Consider the following 16,149-nt stretch of genomic DNA (forward strand, 5'->3'; position numbering starts at 1 on the left):
AGTCGGCGCGCCTTGCCAGATGCGTGGGTGACTGTCAAAGACGCCGCGCTGATTTCATCGCCTATATTTTTCAGAAAGCCGCATCTTGCCTGCTCACACCTTTGCCCCTCTTGGTCCTTTGCGCGGAAATCTGCGCGTGCCCGGCGACAAGTCGATCAGCCACCGTGCCTTGATGTTTTCCGCTCTTGCCGTGGGAACAAGCACCGCAACCGGCCTGCTGGAGGGTGAGGATGTGATGGCCACGGCCGCTGCGATGCGGGCGATGGGCGCACAGATTACCCGCGATGACGACGGTTATGGTAATGTCACTTGGCAAATCAACGGCGTTGGCGTTGGCGGATTGCTGGAGCCTAGCGAAGCGCTCGATATGGGCAATTCAGGCACTTCGACCCGCCTGCTGATGGGAATCGTCGCCAGCCACGGGATCAAAGCGACATTTACTGGCGACGCCAGCCTGTCGGGCCGGCCCATGGGCCGCGTGATTGATCCGCTGAGCTTGATGGGCGCGAGCTTCGAAAGCTCCAAAGGCGGCACTCTGCCGCTGATGATGCGGGGCGCCCTACCCGCTGTGCCGATTGAATACACCCTGCCGGTGGCCAGCGCCCAAGTAAAAAGCGCGGTTCTGCTCGCGGGTCTCAACACACCGGGCATCACCACTGTGATCGAGTCAGTGCCCACCCGCGACCACACCGAGCGCATGCTGAAAGGCTTTGGCGCGAAGCTGGACGTGGAGGAGCAGACCGATGGCGCGCGCGTCATTCGCATTCACGGCGAAGCTGATTTGAAACCGCAGCACGTTACCGTGCCAGGAGACCCCTCGTCCGCTGCGTTCTTTATGGTTGCGGCTCTGATCGTTCCGGGCAGTGATCTGCTGATCGAGAATGTCGGCCTCAACCCGACCCGCGCTGGCCTGGTGCAAGTGCTACGTGAAATGGGCGGCTCCATCGAAGAGGTGAACCCGCGCGAAGTTGGCGGAGAGCCTGTTGCCGATCTGCGTGTGCGCCATTCTCAATTGAGCGGAATTGATGTTTATCCGGCAATCGCACCGAGCATGATCGACGAGTTTCCCGTCCTGTTTGTCGCCGCATCGCTGGCAAAGGGCACCACACGCACCAGCGGGCTTGAAGAATTGCGCGTGAAAGAAAGTGACCGGCTGTCGGCGATGGCCGCTGCGCTCACCTTGGCCGGAGCAAGCGTGAAAGAAGAACAGGATGGCCTAGTGATCCATGGCACTGGCGGAGAGCCACTCCCCGGCACAACTGAGGGCCAAACGGTCACCACGCATCTCGATCACCGTATCGCAATGAGTATGGCGGTCGCGGGCCTCGCCAGCGCGGGCGGCGTGACTGTGGACGACACCTCACCCATCGGCACCAGTTTCCCCAGCTTTATGGACTTGCTGACAGGAGCAGCACGTTGAACATCCCTCTCGATATCTTTTCGATCATCGGCTTTGTCGGCACGGCCTGCATCATCGCCGCCTATGCCTATCTGACGGTCAAGGATAAGCCGAACCCGTTTATCCTGCACGGCACGAACCTGACCGGGGCTGCGCTGCTGACGATCAGCCTGCTCGTCCACACCAATTGGCCCAGCCTAGTGCTGGAGGGCTTCTGGGCGGCGATCGCGATATTTGGACTGGTGAAGGCGCTGAGGATGAAGAGTAAGTCCGCATCATGATCATCGCCGTTGATGGCCCCACCGCCTCTGGCAAAGGCACCATTGCCATAGCACTGGCGGCGCATTTCGGCCTGCCGCATCTCGACACGGGCCTGCTCTACCGCGCGGTTGGCCGGCAAGTTGCGATCAATCAGGGCAATCCCGATGACCCCGCAGACGCTCTGGCCGCCTGCGAATTTCCTGATACCCTGCTGGCCGATGAGCAATTGCGCAGCGAGGAAACCGGCGGGCTTGCAAGCCGTGTCTCAATCCATCCGCAGGTCCGCGAGGCGCTGTTCGCGCGCCAGCGCGCCTTTGCGACGCAGGAAGGTGGCGCGGTGCTGGATGGCCGAGACATCGGCACCGTGATTGCGCCGGACGCCCCGATTAAGCTCTATATCACCGCCAGCGCGACCGAGCGCGCGCGCCGACGTTGGCTGGAGATGACCGGACGCGAAATCGACATCCCGCTCGCAGAGATTGAGCAAGACATCATCGCCCGCGACAACCGCGATATTGGCCGCAAGGACGCCCCGCTAAAGGCTGCGCCCGATGCAATGGTGATCGACACCACTGCACTCGGCAAAGAGGAAGCGATCGCTGCGGTGATACAAGCCGTCGAAGAGTATCTTACTTGATCGGCTTCAAGCGCCAGCGTTCACATCCGTTCGCTCGGTTTTCCTCGCTCACGCGACCTGAAGGTCGCATCGCTGCGGGCGGGCAGGCGGGCGCCCTTGCGGCACTGCATGCCGTTTCGCCCCTGCAAAATCCTTGCATTTGCACCGCCCTTCGCCTAAGCGCGCCCCCGTTCACCCAATCACACCAGATTGTTTCGAACCCGCATGAACGCATTCGGCCTCATGCGGATTACGGCCCTCTTGCCCCGTTAGGCTGAGCAATGGTGCTCAGAGACGGTTTAAGACCCCGGAAAAACCGGTGGCCGGTAGCAAACGTAAACAGGATTTCCTGACCTATGGCGACTTCGCCCAACCCTTCGCGCGACGATTTCGAAGCGCTTCTTAACGAACAACTCGGCGGTGCAGACGACGGCGGCTTTGAAGGCCGCGTTGTAAAAGGCACCGTAACAGCCATCGAGAACGGTATGGCTATCATCGATGTGGGCCTCAAATCAGAAGGCCGCGTCGGACTCAAAGAATTCTCTCGCGGTGATGACGACCACGGCCTTAGCGTTGGTTCAGAGGTTGAAGTGTATGTCGACCGCGTTGAAAACGCCGATGGCGAAGCCATGCTCAGCCGCGACCGCGCCCGCCGCGAAGCCGCTTGGGATAAGCTCGAAAACGAATTTGGCGAAGGCAAGCGCGTCGAAGGCCGGATCTTTGGACGCGTCAAGGGTGGCTTCACCGTCGATCTAGACGGCGCCGTAGCCTTTCTTCCTGGCAGCCAGGTCGACATCCGCCCAGTGCGCGACGTTACCCCGCTGATGGAAGTGCCTCAGCCGTTCCAACTGCTTAAGATGGACCGTCGCCGCGGCAACATCGTGGTATCACGCCGCGCTGTCCTCGAAGAAACCCGCGCTGAACAGCGCAGCGAGCTGATCGACAAGCTGGCCGAAGGTCAGGTTATCGATGGCGTCGTCAAGAACATCACCGATTACGGCGCATTCGTCGACCTCGGCGGTATCGACGGCCTGCTGCACGTTACCGACATGAGCTACAAGCGCGTCAATCACCCAAGCGAAGTCATCAATATCGGTGACACCGTGAAGGTTCAGATCGTTCGCATCAACTCAGAAACTCAGCGCATCAGCCTTGGCATGAAGCAACTGGAAAGCGATCCATGGGACGGCGTTGCAGCCAAGTACCCAATGGGCGCGAAACTCTCTGGCACCGTCACCAACATCACCGAATACGGTGCATTTGTTGAGCTGGAGCCAGGCATCGAAGGTCTGGTCCACGTCTCTGAAATGAGCTGGACGAAGAAGAACGTTCACCCAGGCAAGATCGTCAGCACTTCGCAAGAAGTCGACGTGCTGGTCCTGGAAGTAGACAGCGACAAGCGCCGCATCTCGCTCGGTCTCAAGCAAGCTCAAGGCAACCCTTGGGACGAATTCGCTGAGAAGCACCCAGTTGGCACAATCGTCGAAGGCGAAGTCAAGAACGCAACCGAATTCGGTCTGTTCGTTGGCCTCGACGGCGACGTCGACGGCATGGTTCACATGTCCGACATTGCTTGGGGCATCTCTGGCGAAGACGCCTTGGCGCTCCACCGCAAGGGTGAAGAAGTCAAAGCCATCGTTCTTGACGTTGACGTTGAGAAAGAGCGCATCAGCCTTGGCATGAAGCAGCTCGAAAAGGTGCTCCAACCGCAGATGGCGCTGCTGGTGCAGAAACACTGCGCAAGGGCCAAACTGTTACTGTCACTGTTCTCGAAGTTCGCGATGGCGGCCTCGAAGTACAGGTTGGCGACGACGGCGCGACCGGCTTTATCAAGCGTTCGGATCTCGGTCGCGACCGCGACGAGCAACGCCCTGATCGCTTCCAGACCGGCAGCAAGGTTGACGCCATGGTCACTGGGTTTGACCGTTCGAAGAAGCCAAACTTCTCGATCAAAGCGCGTCAAATCTCCGAAGAGAAGGAAGCGGTTGCACAGTTCGGTTCATCCGACAGCGGCGCTTCACTCGGCGACATCCTTGGCGAAGCTCTGAAGAAGTCAGACGATTAAGTCAGACAGCCAATTAGGCAAAGAAACGGCCCGCCTGCTCGAATGAGTGGGTGGGCCTTTTCATTGGTGCTTCCATCGCGCGCATGAGAGGCGTATCGTTAGCGTGCAATCCCCTTTGAGAGACCCGAGATGACGATCCAAATCCACCAGTTCCCCTGCCTGTCCGACAATTACGGTTTCCTCGTGCACAATTCTGTGACTGGCGAGACCGCCGCAATCGATACGCCTGATGCGAAGGAATATCTGCGCCAGGCAGAGGCGATGGGTTGGACAATCACTCACATCTGGAACACTCATTGGCATCCAGATCACGCTGGCGGGAACACAGAAATCGTTGAGGCGACCGGTGCACGCGTGCTTGCACCAAAGGAGGTGGAGAAACTCTCCCCCATCGACCGGGTTGTTTCGCATGGTGATAGCGTCAATCTGGGCGAACACCGTGCAGAGATCATCGACGTTTCCGGCCACACCAATGGCCATATCGCTTACCACATCGTTGAGGAAGGCGTTGCCTTCGTGGGCGATGCCGTGTTTGCGCTCGGCTGCGGACGGATGTTCGAAGGCGAGCCGAAGCAATTCTGGACCAGCCTAGATCGGATTCGGCGCATGTCGACCGAGACAACGCTCTACTGCGCGCATGAATACACTGAGGCGAATGCCAAGTTCGCGCTGCACGCCGACCCGGACAATGCGGCGCTGCACGACTACGTGGCCGAGATCAAAGACAAGCGCGCTCGCGGTGAGGCAACCGTGCCCACCGTCCTGAAACGCGAGCTTGCGACGAACCCATTCCTGCGCGCGGATGATCCAGCGATGATGGCGAAATGGGGCGGCAACGAGCCGCACGAGACCTTTGCCGCGCTGCGCAGCGCCAAGGATAATTTCTAAACCCGATGCAGGCGCTCACAGTCGAAACGCTATCAAGCGATCTGTCAGGGGTGGCGCTGATGGACGCGCCAGAGCCTGTGCGCAGCGATGGCGAGGTTTTGCTGCGGGTACGCGCCGCATCGCTCAACTTTCCCGATTTGTTGATGACGCGTGGTGAGTACCAATTCAAACCACAGCCACCCTTTGTCAGCGGGCTGGAGCTAGCCGGAGAAGTGATTGAGGCAGAGCCGGACAGCGGCTTTGCCCCCGGCGACAGAGTGATGGGCGGAAACAAAACGGGCGCCTTTGCCGAACTCGCAAGCATCCCTGCACGCGGCCTATCCCTCCTTCCCGCCAACGTAAGCTTCGCTGAAGGTGCAGCCATGGGCGCGGCTTACTCGACGACCTACACCGGCCTAGTGGAGCTGTGCGGGCTGTTAGACGGCGCTAGCGGCGAAAAATGGGTGCTGGTGCACGGAGCAAGCGGCGGTGTCGGTCTGGCCGCTGTGGATCTCGCCAAGGCCTTCGGCGCGAAAGTGATCGCCACAACCGGTGTCGATTCCAAGCGAGAGCGGATCGCCGCGCTCTATCAGCCCGATGCTGTGATCCTGGCCGAGGGGCGCTTCCGAGAGCAAGTGTCAGAGATTACCGGCGGAAAGCTGTGTGATATTGTATTCGATCCGGTTGGCGGTGATGTGTTTGATGAAAGCACCCGCTGCGTCAGCTTCGCCGGAAAACTGGTGATTGTTGGCTTCACCAGCGGGCGGATCGCAGAGGTCGCGACCAATATTCCGCTGATCAAGGGCTTCTCCATTGTCGGCCTACGCGCTGGCGAATATGCGCGCCGCTTTCCTGAGCGGGGTCGCGCAATCAATGCCGCCATCGCACAGCTGGCTTCTGAGGGCCGGATAGCTCCCGCCATCGACCGCATCCTGCCCTTGTCCCGCTGGCGTGAAGGTTTTGAGGCGATGGCAAACCGCAAGCTGGTGGGCAAAGTGGTGTTTGAGCCGGTCGGCTAGCCATACGAAAGTCACCCTGGAGGCAAATATCTGTATCGAGTCTGCGCTTTGCCCATTAGAGACCCCCGCCTGCGCGAGGGTTCACGAACATGAAGAAGGCGGCCCAATCGAGCCGCCTCTTCATAATCCACGGTAGGCCAGCACTTAGATCGCCGAGATTACCTCGTCGGCCAGCGTACGGTCGGCGTCGGCGTTATGCTTATCAGCGATAATCTTACGCGAAGCAGCGGCAGCGGCGTCAACCGCGCTGCTGCGAACTTCCTCAACCGCATCGCGTTCAGCAGCAGCGATCTTATCTTCAGCCATACGCTGACGGCGAGCGACCATAGCCGCGCCGTCTTCCTTGGCCTTGGCAAGGATAGCGTCCGCCTCGCGGGTCGCGCCTTCCATCATCGCTTCGGCATCTTTTTCAGCGCCAGCGATCTTGGTGGCATATTCGTCGCGCAGAGCCTCTGCCTCGGCGCGCAAGCTCTTGGCTTCGTCAAGCTGCTGCTTGATTTCTGCGATCTTCTTATCCAGCCCGCCCGTGATCAGGCTTGGAACTTTCTTCCAAACGAAGATCAGGATCAGCACCAGCATAGCCAGCGAAACCCATTGGTAATCCTGAAGGAACAGCGCTGATGGTTCATCCTTAAGGTAGACCGAACCCGCCTCATCTGTCGCCAACATGCTTTCAGTGGCGTTGCCGGCGGCAACCAAGAGTGACATGAGATCAGCCATTGACGAGCGCTTTCTTCACCGCAGAACGCGCGGTGCGTTTGTCGACTTTGGCTCCGGCAAGGCGGGAGACAATGTCTTGCGTTGCTTCAGCAGCGACGGTTTCAACCTCAGCCATGGCGCTGGTGCGGGCCTCAGAGATCGCCGCTCCCGCTGCTTCCAGCTTTGCATCGATCTTCGTCTGCGCCTTTGCCAGAGTGGCTTCGGTTTTGGCCGCAGCCTTGGTTTTGGCCTCAGCAATGGTTGCCTGAGCAGCGGCGCGATTTTCATTCTCGCGCTTGCGCCATGCTTCCTCTTGCTCGTCCGCCGCGTCACGAGCGGCCTGCGCCGCAGCCAGATCGTCAGCGATCTGATTGTCACGCAGTTCGACCGTTCCCATCACTTTGGGCACCATCCCGCGTCCGATGACGAAGAATGTCAGGCCGAAAAACACCAGCGACCAGAAAATCTGGCTGGAGTAGAACTCGGCTAATTGGGCTATCTGAGGCATGAGAGCGGTCCGAAACCTGTGAAGTGGATCTTAAACGTCGTCGATAGAAATTTGGGTGGCCCAGCCCGCAGTTCAGCAGGCCGGGATACCAAAATTGCTGTTAGGCAACGAAGATCAGGATCATCGCAACAACAAATGCCAGCAGGCCGAGAAGCTCAGCCGCGGCGAAGCCGATGAACAGGCGACCTTGCTGGCCGTCTGCTGCGCCAGGGTTGCGAAGTGCGGATTCGAGGAACGAACCGAACACGTTACCAACACCAATTGCGGCCATGCCGGCACCGATTGCTGCAAGGCCTGCGCCTACGAGCTTAGCTGCTTCTGCTTCCATGTGAAAAACTCCTTGGGATCAAATATATAAATTAGAGAGATAAACTCAGTGAAGGTGTTCTGCGTCGTTGATATAAAGCGACGTCAGAAGAGCGAACACGTAGGCCTGAATTCCGGCTACGAGAATTTCCAGAGCGCTGATCGCGACCATCAGAGCAAAGCTTGGCAGGCTGACCATCAGGCCGATGCCAACGCCAGCGTTCACGCCGTCGATCACGAAGCTTGAGAGCACTTTCAACAGAACGTGCCCGGCCATCATCGCCACGAACAACCGCAGTGCGAGGCTGAATGGGCGGATGAGGAATGAGAAGAATTCAATCAGCGCAATCGGCAGGATCATCGGCACTGGCGTGCCATGCGGCACGAACAGCGTGAAGAATTTGATGCCGTGCTTCCAAAAGCCGACGACCAGAACGATCGAGAAGCTGATGATGGCGAGCACACCGGTGACGGTGAAGTGGCTGGTAAAGGTGAATGGGTGCAGACCCAACAGGCCGATCGGCAGCAGGCCGAGCAAGTTCGCGAACAGAATGAACATGAACAGGCTGAAGACATAAGGCACATATTTGCGCCCTGCCTTGCCAATGTTTGCCTCCAGCATGTCGTCGATGAAACCGGTAAAGGTTTCAACCGCCATCTGCCAACGACCTGGCACCAACTGGCGCTTCATGCCGCCGAACACAAATGCCCAGATCAGGACCGTTGTGATGGCCATCCAGAATGCGGAATTGGTGAATGCGATGTTGATTCCAGCAATCTCCCAGCCCGACGAACCAAACATTGGCTCGAGCTGGAATTGCTTCATCGGATCGACTTTGCCTGCCTCGGCTGCCACGATCTCTTAGTCCTTAAACCTTGTAAGAAACGCGCCCCAACTGATGATCCCAAATTCAGGCACTTTAGCCCTCGTCAGTGTCATCGGGGCGAGTGTTCGCCGCTCGAATAATGTTCCTGAAGGCAACGATGATCCCGAAGGCCATCATTATCAACAGACCCGCGGGCGAAGTGTCGGCGAAATAATCAATCGTCCAGCCAATCACTGCGCCGCCAAGAATCCCGCCAAGGAGGTCTGCGAGCACCCGGTTACCGCTGCGATAATTCGCATCAGTGCCTGATACCCGAGGCCGGTTGCGTTCCTCTTCGCGCTCGTTGGCAGCTTTCAGCCGCTCCTCGAGTGCATCGATACGCGCATCCTCGGCGATGGGTTCCTGTGCGGACTTCTTATCGCTCATGTCAGCTTCCTAAAGGTTGGACGCCAAAACACGCGCCACAAGGTGTCCGCCAAGGGCGCGCACCCCTTAGAAGGGGGCATATCCAAGTCAACCGCCAGTCACAATCAAACGGCCAACCTAGCAAGCAATTATAGCGATAGCCGTTGCGCAAAGCGCAAGTCGCCGTGGGAGAACAGCAACCTGCGCTTTGGCTATTGGCGGATATTGGGCCGAATTACGGGCAGCGCGGATCGCGCAGTGGCGCCGCATCTGTGCGAGTTTGCCACGTGCCATCAGGCGCCTGATACTTCTCACCAGCGGTCGTCCGCAGGATCGCCTGGCAACCGGCGGTGAAGGCGTATTCGTCAAGCGTCGCATTGGCCGCCTGTGCACGCTGCGCATAAACAGCGCGGCGTTTAATATTGATATCATTGACCAATCGACGAAGCTCAGCCGTCTCAGCCCCGGCCACACCAAGATAGCCATCGCGCTTCTCACCGATGCTGCCATTGGCGCGCGCAGCGGCATAGGCCGGATCACGCTGAGCCTGAGCGGACCCATGAAAGCCAGTGAATGCGACAGTCGCAGCAGCGGCAGCGAGCAAAGTTTTGCGCATATTTGTCATTCTCTTATTCCTCCTGCTTTGCGGTAAGTACGAACATCAAAAGATATCCGCATTTTCCTCAAGCGTGTTGGCCGCATCTTCGGCCAAGGCAAAAACCACTTCCTGCCGGATATTGATGTTAAGCTCGATCACAATCGGCTTATCCGGTGCAGCAACGTTGATGCACCCCGCCAATGGACCGCAAAGCGCAATTGCGCCCGCTCCCATCAATCCGGCCCGACCCACGGTTCGCCATGAATTCAGTCTATCAGTCATAGATAGGCCTGTGGCAGCGCCGCATAGATCGGTCAAATTCCACATGATCATGGCGTATTCTCGCTTTCTTGAGGCTGAATGGACAGTTCATTTGCCGGAATGTCTTCAGGATTGACGTCAGGCGTGTTCTGACAAGCGACCTGGAAAAACCGGCTTGCGCGCCATTTTGGATCGGACGTCAGGCATGGATCACGCAAATAGTTGGAATCGTAAGTGGAGCGCAGCAGGCGGCTAAGCTCCCAAAATTGTGAGCGGACATTGATGTTGAACCGGATCGGTAGGCGCGCGATTTGCTTTGTCACGAAATTGCGCGAAGTGCCCTCGCCCTGACTGATCCCGTCAAACCGAACGCTGGTGATAATCTCGCCAGTCAGACTCCCATCCATGGTGATCGCCATTTGATTGTAATCGAGGCTGCGCAGCGCATCGAAGGCGTAATTGGAGATCGTTCCCAGATCCTCATAGGCAAGTTCTCCTACATAAGAGAGATTGCCGCCCGGAGGCCGGGAGATCAGCAACCCGCTCTCAATTCGGCCATTACCCTGGGCATCGAAGATAATCGGGATCGTACCATCAAAGATCCCCTGCGCAGCAAGATTGCCGAATTCCATCTCCGATATAAATGTGCCCGCATCGAGCCCGATTATCTCAAAGATATAGCGCCGCTCCTCTGGCACCGCGAAATTGAGGTCGACCCCGCGCATGACCAACTCTCCGCCCATGAACGGCCAGCGCGCGTCTTTCAGCTTGACCAGCTGTCCCTCTTCAAGAGCGAAGGTGATCTTGCCATCTAGCACCTCGATGCCTGTGTTTATGGAGCCGAGATCGACTATCTGATCAGGCGCTGTTGTTAGCGCCAAGAGATCGGTGAATTCCACCGTCGCACGCGCGTTCTTCACCGGGCCAAAGGCGGCAGCGAAATCAAACCTTTCTGTGGTGAAAACACCTCCGCTGGAGATATCATCGGCAGTCCAATTGATCTGCCCTTGCCCGCTCACATCACCCTTCGCCAGGGCGACGACGCCGTCGGTGTAGATCGTCAAATCGCTGGGTTGCAACGTATCATCAAAGGCAAGGCGTCCTACATCCAAACGCGCGTTGCCAACGGTTGTGCTGAGATTGTGCACGATATCGACCGCCACGACCTCGCGATCTGATCCGGGATGGCGCAGCATTGCCTCGGCGCGAATATCGCTGCCGTTCAGCACCATCACGGCGTCGCGCGCGATCAGCGGCTCAAATCGGTCGACTGCCTCCCGGTCGGTGACGCGGAACTGCGCCTCGTCAATGCTAAGGATGCCGTCTTCATAGAGCCAATTGCCGTTGACCTCGTCCAGATCGAGTGGGACCAGACCAATCATCGCCTCGCCATCGCTGAAGGCGCCGCCGATTGTGTCGCCAAAGCTCGCCTCTAAGTTGCCGAGCGAGAGGCTCAGCCCCTCCTCACGCGTCCCGATCACCGCCTGAACATTGGAGGCATTGGCCGCGCCGGGATAGCCAAGCCGAAGGGCTCCAGTATCGAGCAGCAGCGGACTGCCAGCAATTTCCCCGCGTACGGCCAGGCTGGGCAATTGCGCCGAGATTTTGAGGCTATCATCGTAACGCACCATAGCGCTGCCCACGCCGGGGCACAGTCTTAGGCTTTGGCGATCCAGCGCCAGATCATAGAGCGCAAGGCGATCAAACCGGACATTGGCGCAGCTTTGCCCCGCGATCAGCCCGCCGCGCGGCGACCATGTCCCTTCAAGCGGCAGGCTGAGCCCCTGAACGCTGCCGCCCGGCAGCGCGCCAGAGGCCCGCACATCGCCCGCAAATCTCAGAGCCCCGCTTGGCGCCTGCGTCACCAGCAACTCTGGAACGGCGAGCCTGCTGTCCCCGGCTGCGAATTCTTCCATCCTCAGGCGCAGCGCAAGATTGCCATCGCCGACCTGCTCCATCCGACCGGAAATGCGCGGGATCTCCTCGCCGCTGGTCGCGATATTGCCGTTAAGCCGCCCAAGGCCGTCGACCGGGCTGGTCCATGCCAGACGCGATACCCCGAGCAAAGTCTCTCCCGATGCGCTCTTAAGGCGGGCCTCCGGCACAATCAGGCTCGTTACCTCTGGTGATACGCGCAATGTTGCATCGGCGATCACCGTGCCATCGCGTGTCGCACGACCGAAACCCTGCTGAAATCGAGCTAGCAAAGGTTCGAGCAATGTGTCCTCGACCGCGCTACGGGAGGCCTGCAATTGCTCGGTCAGGGCACCGCCAATGCTTGCACCCTCGCCCTCCAAGCGGCCAGCCCATTCCAGTGCATCAAAGCTGTCTTGCGCCCTCAGCGTGCCGTCCAGCGACAGTCCGGCCACCGCGCCATAGGGCGTCACCGCATTGTCTACGCGCAAATCATGGCGCACTTTCAACTGGGCGTCTTTCCAGCTTAGTCGCACATCGCCATCAAGCGTCGACGCCTCTGACCCTGCTATGGCCAATTGCTCAGCTGTCAGATCCAATTCACCCTCTGCACTGGCGAAATCCGATGCAAGGGTGAAACGCGTGGCCACATCTGCACTCGCGAGCTGCGCGCCTTCATTTGCACAATCGAGCGCACGCAGTCTCAGTGGCCCGTCGAACTCCAGTTCGCCACCTGACGTCGTGACGTCACCATAAAGCGTCGCAGCCTGCAGTGAACATCCCCCAATCGCCAGATCCGGCGCAGTCGCGGCGAGTACACCCTCAAATCCGTCACTCAGCAGCCCTTGCCCCGATGCCTTTAGGCCAATCGCGCCATAATCGCTCTCAATCAGGCCGCGTGCATCGACCAGTTTCACATCGATCGCTGGCAGACCCGGCTCCGCTTCGCTTTCGCCAAAAATCGCCTCATCCAGCGCCCCGAAGCTCAAATGGCCATCGCGATAAGAGCCGAACAATCGCGCGCCGATCACCTCTACAGTGCCGATAGACGGCACGCCGAAGCTGTATTCCAGATCAACCACGACCCGCTCAATTGTGAGATCAGGCCGTCCAGCATCGCCAATCACCAGATTGCGCAGAACCTGGCGCTGCGGGCCAATCGATACGATCTCATAGTCAGCTGGCAGCTCTAACTTCGCCAGCTCTCCATCGATGAAATTGCCCGCATATTGCTCGCGCGCCATCCACACCCACACGCCGGCAATACCGAGCAGCGACAATACCAATATGAGCGCGCGCCAACGTCTGCGGCGCGGCCACAGGCTCCACTTGGGCGTCTCTTCAAGATGTTCCGTTTGGGCTGACGCCATGATGAGCTCACACTTGCGCGCATCGAGCGTTAAAGGCAATGCAAGCAAGACACTAGCGCGCATAGCCGCGTTATAAGGAGGCAGCTTGCCGCAAGCTGAAGACATGTTTGGCGATGAGCCCGGCACCGGGAACGGTAGCGATGCTGGAAAGCACGCGGGCGCTGGCCATAGAGCGCGGCTGCGCGAACGCCTGCTGAAAGGCGGCGCAGAGGCACTGGCCGACTACGAAGTGCTGGAATTCCTACTGTTTGCCGGAATGCGCCAGGGAGACACAAAGCCCGTCGCCAAGGCGCTGCTCAAACGATTCGGTTCGCTGTCGTCCGTGCTGAATGCGGATCCTGCCACCCTCAAACAAGTTAAAGGGATCGGTGACAGCAGCGCGGCTGCGCTCAAGAGCGTGGCGATTGCTGCCCGGCGCATGGCGCGCAGCGAAGTGACGGATAGGCCAGTGCTGGGCTCGTGGCAGAGCCTGATGGACTATCTTGCCATCGATATGGCGCATCTGACAGTCGAGCGGGTTCGGGTACTGTATCTCGATACCAAGAACCGCTTGATCGATGATCACCATGTTGGCGACGGCTCCATTGACGAAGCCTCTATCCATCCGCGTGAGGTTATTCGCAAGGCGATGGATGTTGGCGCGAGCGCTATGATTCTCGTCCACAATCACCCCAGCGGCAATCCGGAGCCGAGCCGCGCAGACATCCAAGTCACAAAGCAGATTGCCGAAGCGGGCCGATTGCTCGGCGTGATCGTGCATGACCACGTGATCGTTGGCCGCGAAGGGCACGTGAGCCTGCGCGCGAAAGGACTGATTTAGGCCTCGTTACGCACCGCCGATTATCATGACTTCGTGATCAGACGCACGCCAGCGTGATTGGCAAAGAAGCTCCACCCCCAATTGAGGATAACCGTCACCCGGTTGCGCGCTCCTGTAAGGAAGCCGACATGAACTACACCCCACAGCCACCAGGCTAGCGCGCCTGACAGCTTGAAAGCGCCAAAATCCGCCACCGCCGACTTGCGGCCAATCGTCGCCAGGCTGCCTTGATGCTTATACTCAAATGGGCCTGGGCTTTCCTTGCCCAGCAGCTCAGCCTCGACCAGCCTGCCGACATAGCCGCCTGCTTGTTTCGCAGCGGGAGCAAGCCCAGGGACCGGCTGCCCATCCCATGCGCTGCTGCCCGCAGTATCGCCAATTGCGAACACATCGGTTTGGCCCTTCACGCGCAGCCGCTGGTCGACCAACACCCGGCCAGAGCGATCGCATTCCGCGCCCAGCCATTTACCCGCTGGAGACGCAGTGACGCCCGCCGCCCACAGTACGGTTTCGGTCTCAATCTTGGTCTTATCGCCAATCATAACATGGCGCGCGGCGATCTCTGTCACCCGCCCACCTGTGCGAATTTCCACGCCAAGCTTTTCAAGCGATTCGGCAGCTTTCGCCGCCAATTCTTCAGGAAAGGCCGGGAGTACACGCGGCCCCGATTGCACCAGGATCACTCGCGCGCTGCCGGGGTCAATTGTGCGAAACTCCCGCTCGACATTGATCTTGGCAAGCTCTGCAATTGCCCCGGCCAGCTCCACACCGGTCGGCCCCGCCCCGACTACGACGAAGGTCAACAATCGTTTCACCCGCTCTGGGTCATTGCTTGCCTCGGCCTGCTCAAACGCCTCAAGGATCGATCCGCGCACCGCGACGCCATCCTCAACCGTCTTCAAACCGGGAGCAAAGGCGCCCCATTCATCCTTGCCAAAATAGCTGTGCGATGCCCCGGTTGCGAGCACCAGCTTGTCATAGATCAGCGACTGCTTGCCAAGCTCTCCGCCACCATAAGTCAGCGTCTTGGTCTCTGCATCGATCGCCGAAACCTCTCCCTTAATCACCCGTACATTGCCATCGGGTTTGAACAGGCTGCGGATCGGCGTCGCAATATCAGCCGGGTTCAATGTAGCCGTGGCGATCTGGTAAAGCAGGGGCTGAAACAGGTGGTAATTGCGCTTATCGATCAAAGTGATGCGCACTGGCAGGCGCTTCAATCGCGCAACCGCCGCCAGCCCGCCAAACCCAGCGCCAACCACCACAATATGCGGCCAATGATCCGGAATATCGGCATAATCCCGGTCGAACAGAATGTTCTTTTCCATCCAGGAGTAGATCAGGTTGTCGAGCGACACGCTGCCCGCGCCGCGCGATTCATAGATCGCCAGGAACAGGATCGGATAAAAGGTGATATTCGGATGCACGCCGACGATCATGAACAGGCCGATCAGCAGCACAAGCGCATAGGACACCAGGCTCGCCGCAAACCCTGTCGCGAGCAACACGGCAAAGACAATCGCCAGCCATTCTGGAAAGCCAGTAAAGATAGTTATCGGCAGCCACGTCGCTAACGCCACCGAAGGCTCAAACACACCAGCAAACGCCAACAGAGTGAGCGCCAGCCACAACCGGATCAGCATCATCGCCATGGGCGCGCCGCGCTCCTTCAGCAGCTCTCCAAATCGAACCGCTGTTCGCGCCAATGGCAATGCACTGTTTTTCAGGCCCGAAGACAGCAGTCGGTCGAGCGAGAATGCCGCTGGCCCATGGAACACGTACCAAAGCAGCATAGCAGAGATCAGCACATTGCTGGTCGTGGGGACATAAACAGCCTGCGAAATAATCGTCAGCACCGCCATCGCCAGCGCCGCTGGCCGGGTAAAAAATCCAAGCAGCAGCAAGACTGGACCGATCAGCTCTATCGACAGCCCCACCGCGGCGGCGGTGTCTGGTGCCATCCAGCCAACCGGATATTCATTCGCTGCCAGAAAAACCGCTTTGTCCCAGTCCGCTGCCTTTACCAAGCCCGACCGAAAGAAGCTCTGCGCAAGAAAAAATCTCACGATGATGTCGGTAAACGGCCAAAAGACTTCGGCCCCGCCGGAATAGAGCTTTGCCCAGCTGCGCAAGGTCACTCGCACAAATGGCGACAGGCGCTCCTCCTGCAAGGTCATTTCTGCCGCGCTTGTCATACGACCAAGCCTCCTTGCA

At 58.8% G+C, this 16,149-nt stretch carries 15 protein-coding genes and 1 pseudogene; 7 read left to right on the forward strand and 9 right to left on the reverse strand.

Annotated elements, in window-relative coordinates; genetic code table 11:
- Window positions 1-118: 118 nt before the first annotated feature.
- The 6 genes and pseudogenes from aroA to AC0V6O_RS08685 all read left to right on the forward strand — a co-directional run bounded on the left by aroA (window position 119) and on the right by AC0V6O_RS08685 (window position 6,227).
- Window positions 119-1,420, forward strand: coding sequence for a 3-phosphoshikimate 1-carboxyvinyltransferase (gene aroA / locus AC0V6O_RS08660; protein WP_486143256.1), 1,302 nt, complete (start codon window positions 119-121; stop codon window positions 1,418-1,420).
- Window positions 1,417-1,680, forward strand: coding sequence for a CBU_0592 family membrane protein (locus tag AC0V6O_RS08665; RefSeq protein WP_486143258.1), 264 nt, complete (start codon window positions 1,417-1,419; stop codon window positions 1,678-1,680). Before aroA ends, AC0V6O_RS08665 begins: the two co-directional genes overlap by 4 nt.
- Entirely contained in the window at window positions 1,677-2,297 is a 621-nt protein-coding gene (locus AC0V6O_RS08670; RefSeq protein ID WP_486143260.1) for a (d)CMP kinase, read from the forward strand. The genes AC0V6O_RS08665 and AC0V6O_RS08670 overlap by 4 nt, the downstream gene beginning before the upstream one ends.
- Before the next feature lie 335 nt (window positions 2,298-2,632).
- Window positions 2,633-4,341: pseudogene (gene rpsA, locus AC0V6O_RS08675) on the forward strand (30S ribosomal protein S1).
- Window positions 4,342-4,470: 129 nt separating this feature from the next.
- Window positions 4,471-5,229: a hydroxyacylglutathione hydrolase gene (gene gloB / locus AC0V6O_RS08680; RefSeq protein ID WP_486143262.1), complete on the forward strand. Its 759-nt coding sequence runs from the start codon at window positions 4,471-4,473 to the stop codon at window positions 5,227-5,229.
- A gap of 5 nt (window positions 5,230-5,234) precedes the next feature.
- Window positions 5,235-6,227: an NADPH:quinone oxidoreductase family protein gene (locus AC0V6O_RS08685; RefSeq protein WP_486143264.1), complete on the forward strand. Its 993-nt coding sequence runs from the start codon at window positions 5,235-5,237 to the stop codon at window positions 6,225-6,227.
- A 144-nt stretch (window positions 6,228-6,371) separates the two neighbouring features.
- Here AC0V6O_RS08685 and AC0V6O_RS08690 read toward each other — a convergent pair whose 3' ends face one another.
- The 8 genes from AC0V6O_RS08690 to AC0V6O_RS08725 all read right to left on the reverse strand — a co-directional run bounded on the left by AC0V6O_RS08690 (window position 6,372) and on the right by AC0V6O_RS08725 (window position 13,115).
- Window positions 6,372-6,947, reverse strand: coding sequence for a F0F1 ATP synthase subunit B family protein (locus AC0V6O_RS08690; RefSeq protein ID WP_486143266.1), 576 nt, complete (start codon window positions 6,945-6,947; stop codon window positions 6,372-6,374).
- Window positions 6,940-7,434, reverse strand: a complete 495-nt coding sequence (locus tag AC0V6O_RS08695; protein ID WP_486143268.1) for a F0F1 ATP synthase subunit B family protein — start codon at window positions 7,432-7,434, stop codon at window positions 6,940-6,942. Before AC0V6O_RS08695 ends, AC0V6O_RS08690 begins: the two co-directional genes overlap by 8 nt.
- A 100-nt stretch (window positions 7,435-7,534) precedes the next feature.
- A complete protein-coding gene (locus AC0V6O_RS08700) occupies window positions 7,535-7,762 on the reverse strand; it encodes a F0F1 ATP synthase subunit C (RefSeq protein ID WP_027442220.1) in 228 nt (75 codons plus the stop codon).
- Window positions 7,763-7,807: 45 nt separating this feature from the next.
- Entirely contained in the window at window positions 7,808-8,566 is a 759-nt protein-coding gene (locus AC0V6O_RS08705; protein ID WP_486145568.1) for a F0F1 ATP synthase subunit A, read from the reverse strand.
- A 94-nt stretch (window positions 8,567-8,660) separates the two neighbouring features.
- Entirely contained in the window at window positions 8,661-8,993 is a 333-nt protein-coding gene (locus AC0V6O_RS08710; RefSeq protein ID WP_472638885.1) for an AtpZ/AtpI family protein, read from the reverse strand.
- A gap of 214 nt (window positions 8,994-9,207) precedes the next feature.
- Window positions 9,208-9,597 carry a YdbL family probable chaperone protein gene (locus AC0V6O_RS08715; protein ID WP_486143271.1) on the reverse strand — a complete coding sequence of 130 codons (390 nt, stop codon included), beginning with the start codon at window positions 9,595-9,597 and terminating at the stop codon, window positions 9,208-9,210.
- A 36-nt stretch (window positions 9,598-9,633) separates the two neighbouring features.
- A complete protein-coding gene (locus AC0V6O_RS08720) occupies window positions 9,634-9,852 on the reverse strand; it encodes a YnbE family lipoprotein (protein WP_486143273.1) in 219 nt (72 codons plus the stop codon).
- A gap of 47 nt (window positions 9,853-9,899) precedes the next feature.
- Entirely contained in the window at window positions 9,900-13,115 is a 3,216-nt protein-coding gene (locus AC0V6O_RS08725) for an intermembrane phospholipid transport protein YdbH family protein (RefSeq protein WP_486143275.1), read from the reverse strand.
- 85 nt (window positions 13,116-13,200) lie between these two features.
- On the opposite strand from AC0V6O_RS08725, the gene radC reads away from it, so the two are divergent.
- Window positions 13,201-13,935 carry a RadC family protein gene (gene radC, locus AC0V6O_RS08730; RefSeq protein WP_486143277.1) on the forward strand — a complete coding sequence of 245 codons (735 nt, stop codon included), beginning with the start codon at window positions 13,201-13,203 and terminating at the stop codon, window positions 13,933-13,935.
- Between the two features lie 23 nt (window positions 13,936-13,958).
- Here radC and AC0V6O_RS08735 read toward each other — a convergent pair whose 3' ends face one another.
- Entirely contained in the window at window positions 13,959-16,130 is a 2,172-nt protein-coding gene (locus tag AC0V6O_RS08735) for an FAD-dependent oxidoreductase (RefSeq protein WP_486143279.1), read from the reverse strand.
- Window positions 16,131-16,149: the final 19 nt, after the last annotated feature.

The organism is Erythrobacter sp. JB2-19, assembly GCF_057365005.1.

What these genes read in the sequence shown, in the direction of transcription:
- AC0V6O_RS08735 (WP_486143279.1), bottom strand. Translation starts at nt 16,130, where the DNA reads ATGACAAGCGCGGCAGAAATGACCTTGCAGGAGGAGCGCCTGTCGCCA.
- AC0V6O_RS08710 (WP_472638885.1), bottom strand. Translation starts at nt 8,993, where the DNA reads ATGAGCGATAAGAAGTCCGCACAGGAACCCATCGCCGAGGATGCGCGT.
- AC0V6O_RS08695 (WP_486143268.1), bottom strand. Translation starts at nt 7,434, where the DNA reads ATGCCTCAGATAGCCCAATTAGCCGAGTTCTACTCCAGCCAGATTTTC.
- AC0V6O_RS08720 (WP_486143273.1), bottom strand. Translation starts at nt 9,852, where the DNA reads ATGACTGATAGACTGAATTCATGGCGAACCGTGGGTCGGGCCGGATTG.
- AC0V6O_RS08685 (WP_486143264.1), top strand. Translation starts at nt 5,235, where the DNA reads ATGCAGGCGCTCACAGTCGAAACGCTATCAAGCGATCTGTCAGGGGTG.
- AC0V6O_RS08690 (WP_486143266.1), bottom strand. Translation starts at nt 6,947, where the DNA reads ATGGCTGATCTCATGTCACTCTTGGTTGCCGCCGGCAACGCCACTGAA.
- AC0V6O_RS08715 (WP_486143271.1), bottom strand. Translation starts at nt 9,597, where the DNA reads ATGACAAATATGCGCAAAACTTTGCTCGCTGCCGCTGCTGCGACTGTC.
- AC0V6O_RS08705 (WP_486145568.1), bottom strand. Translation starts at nt 8,566, where the DNA reads ATGAAGCAATTCCAGCTCGAGCCAATGTTTGGTTCGTCGGGCTGGGAG.
- AC0V6O_RS08700 (WP_027442220.1), bottom strand. Translation starts at nt 7,762, where the DNA reads ATGGAAGCAGAAGCAGCTAAGCTCGTAGGCGCAGGCCTTGCAGCAATC.
- AC0V6O_RS08725 (WP_486143275.1), bottom strand. Translation starts at nt 13,115, where the DNA reads ATGGCGTCAGCCCAAACGGAACATCTTGAAGAGACGCCCAAGTGGAGC.
- AC0V6O_RS08670 (WP_486143260.1), top strand. Translation starts at nt 1,677, where the DNA reads ATGATCATCGCCGTTGATGGCCCCACCGCCTCTGGCAAAGGCACCATT.
- gloB (WP_486143262.1), top strand. Translation starts at nt 4,471, where the DNA reads ATGACGATCCAAATCCACCAGTTCCCCTGCCTGTCCGACAATTACGGT.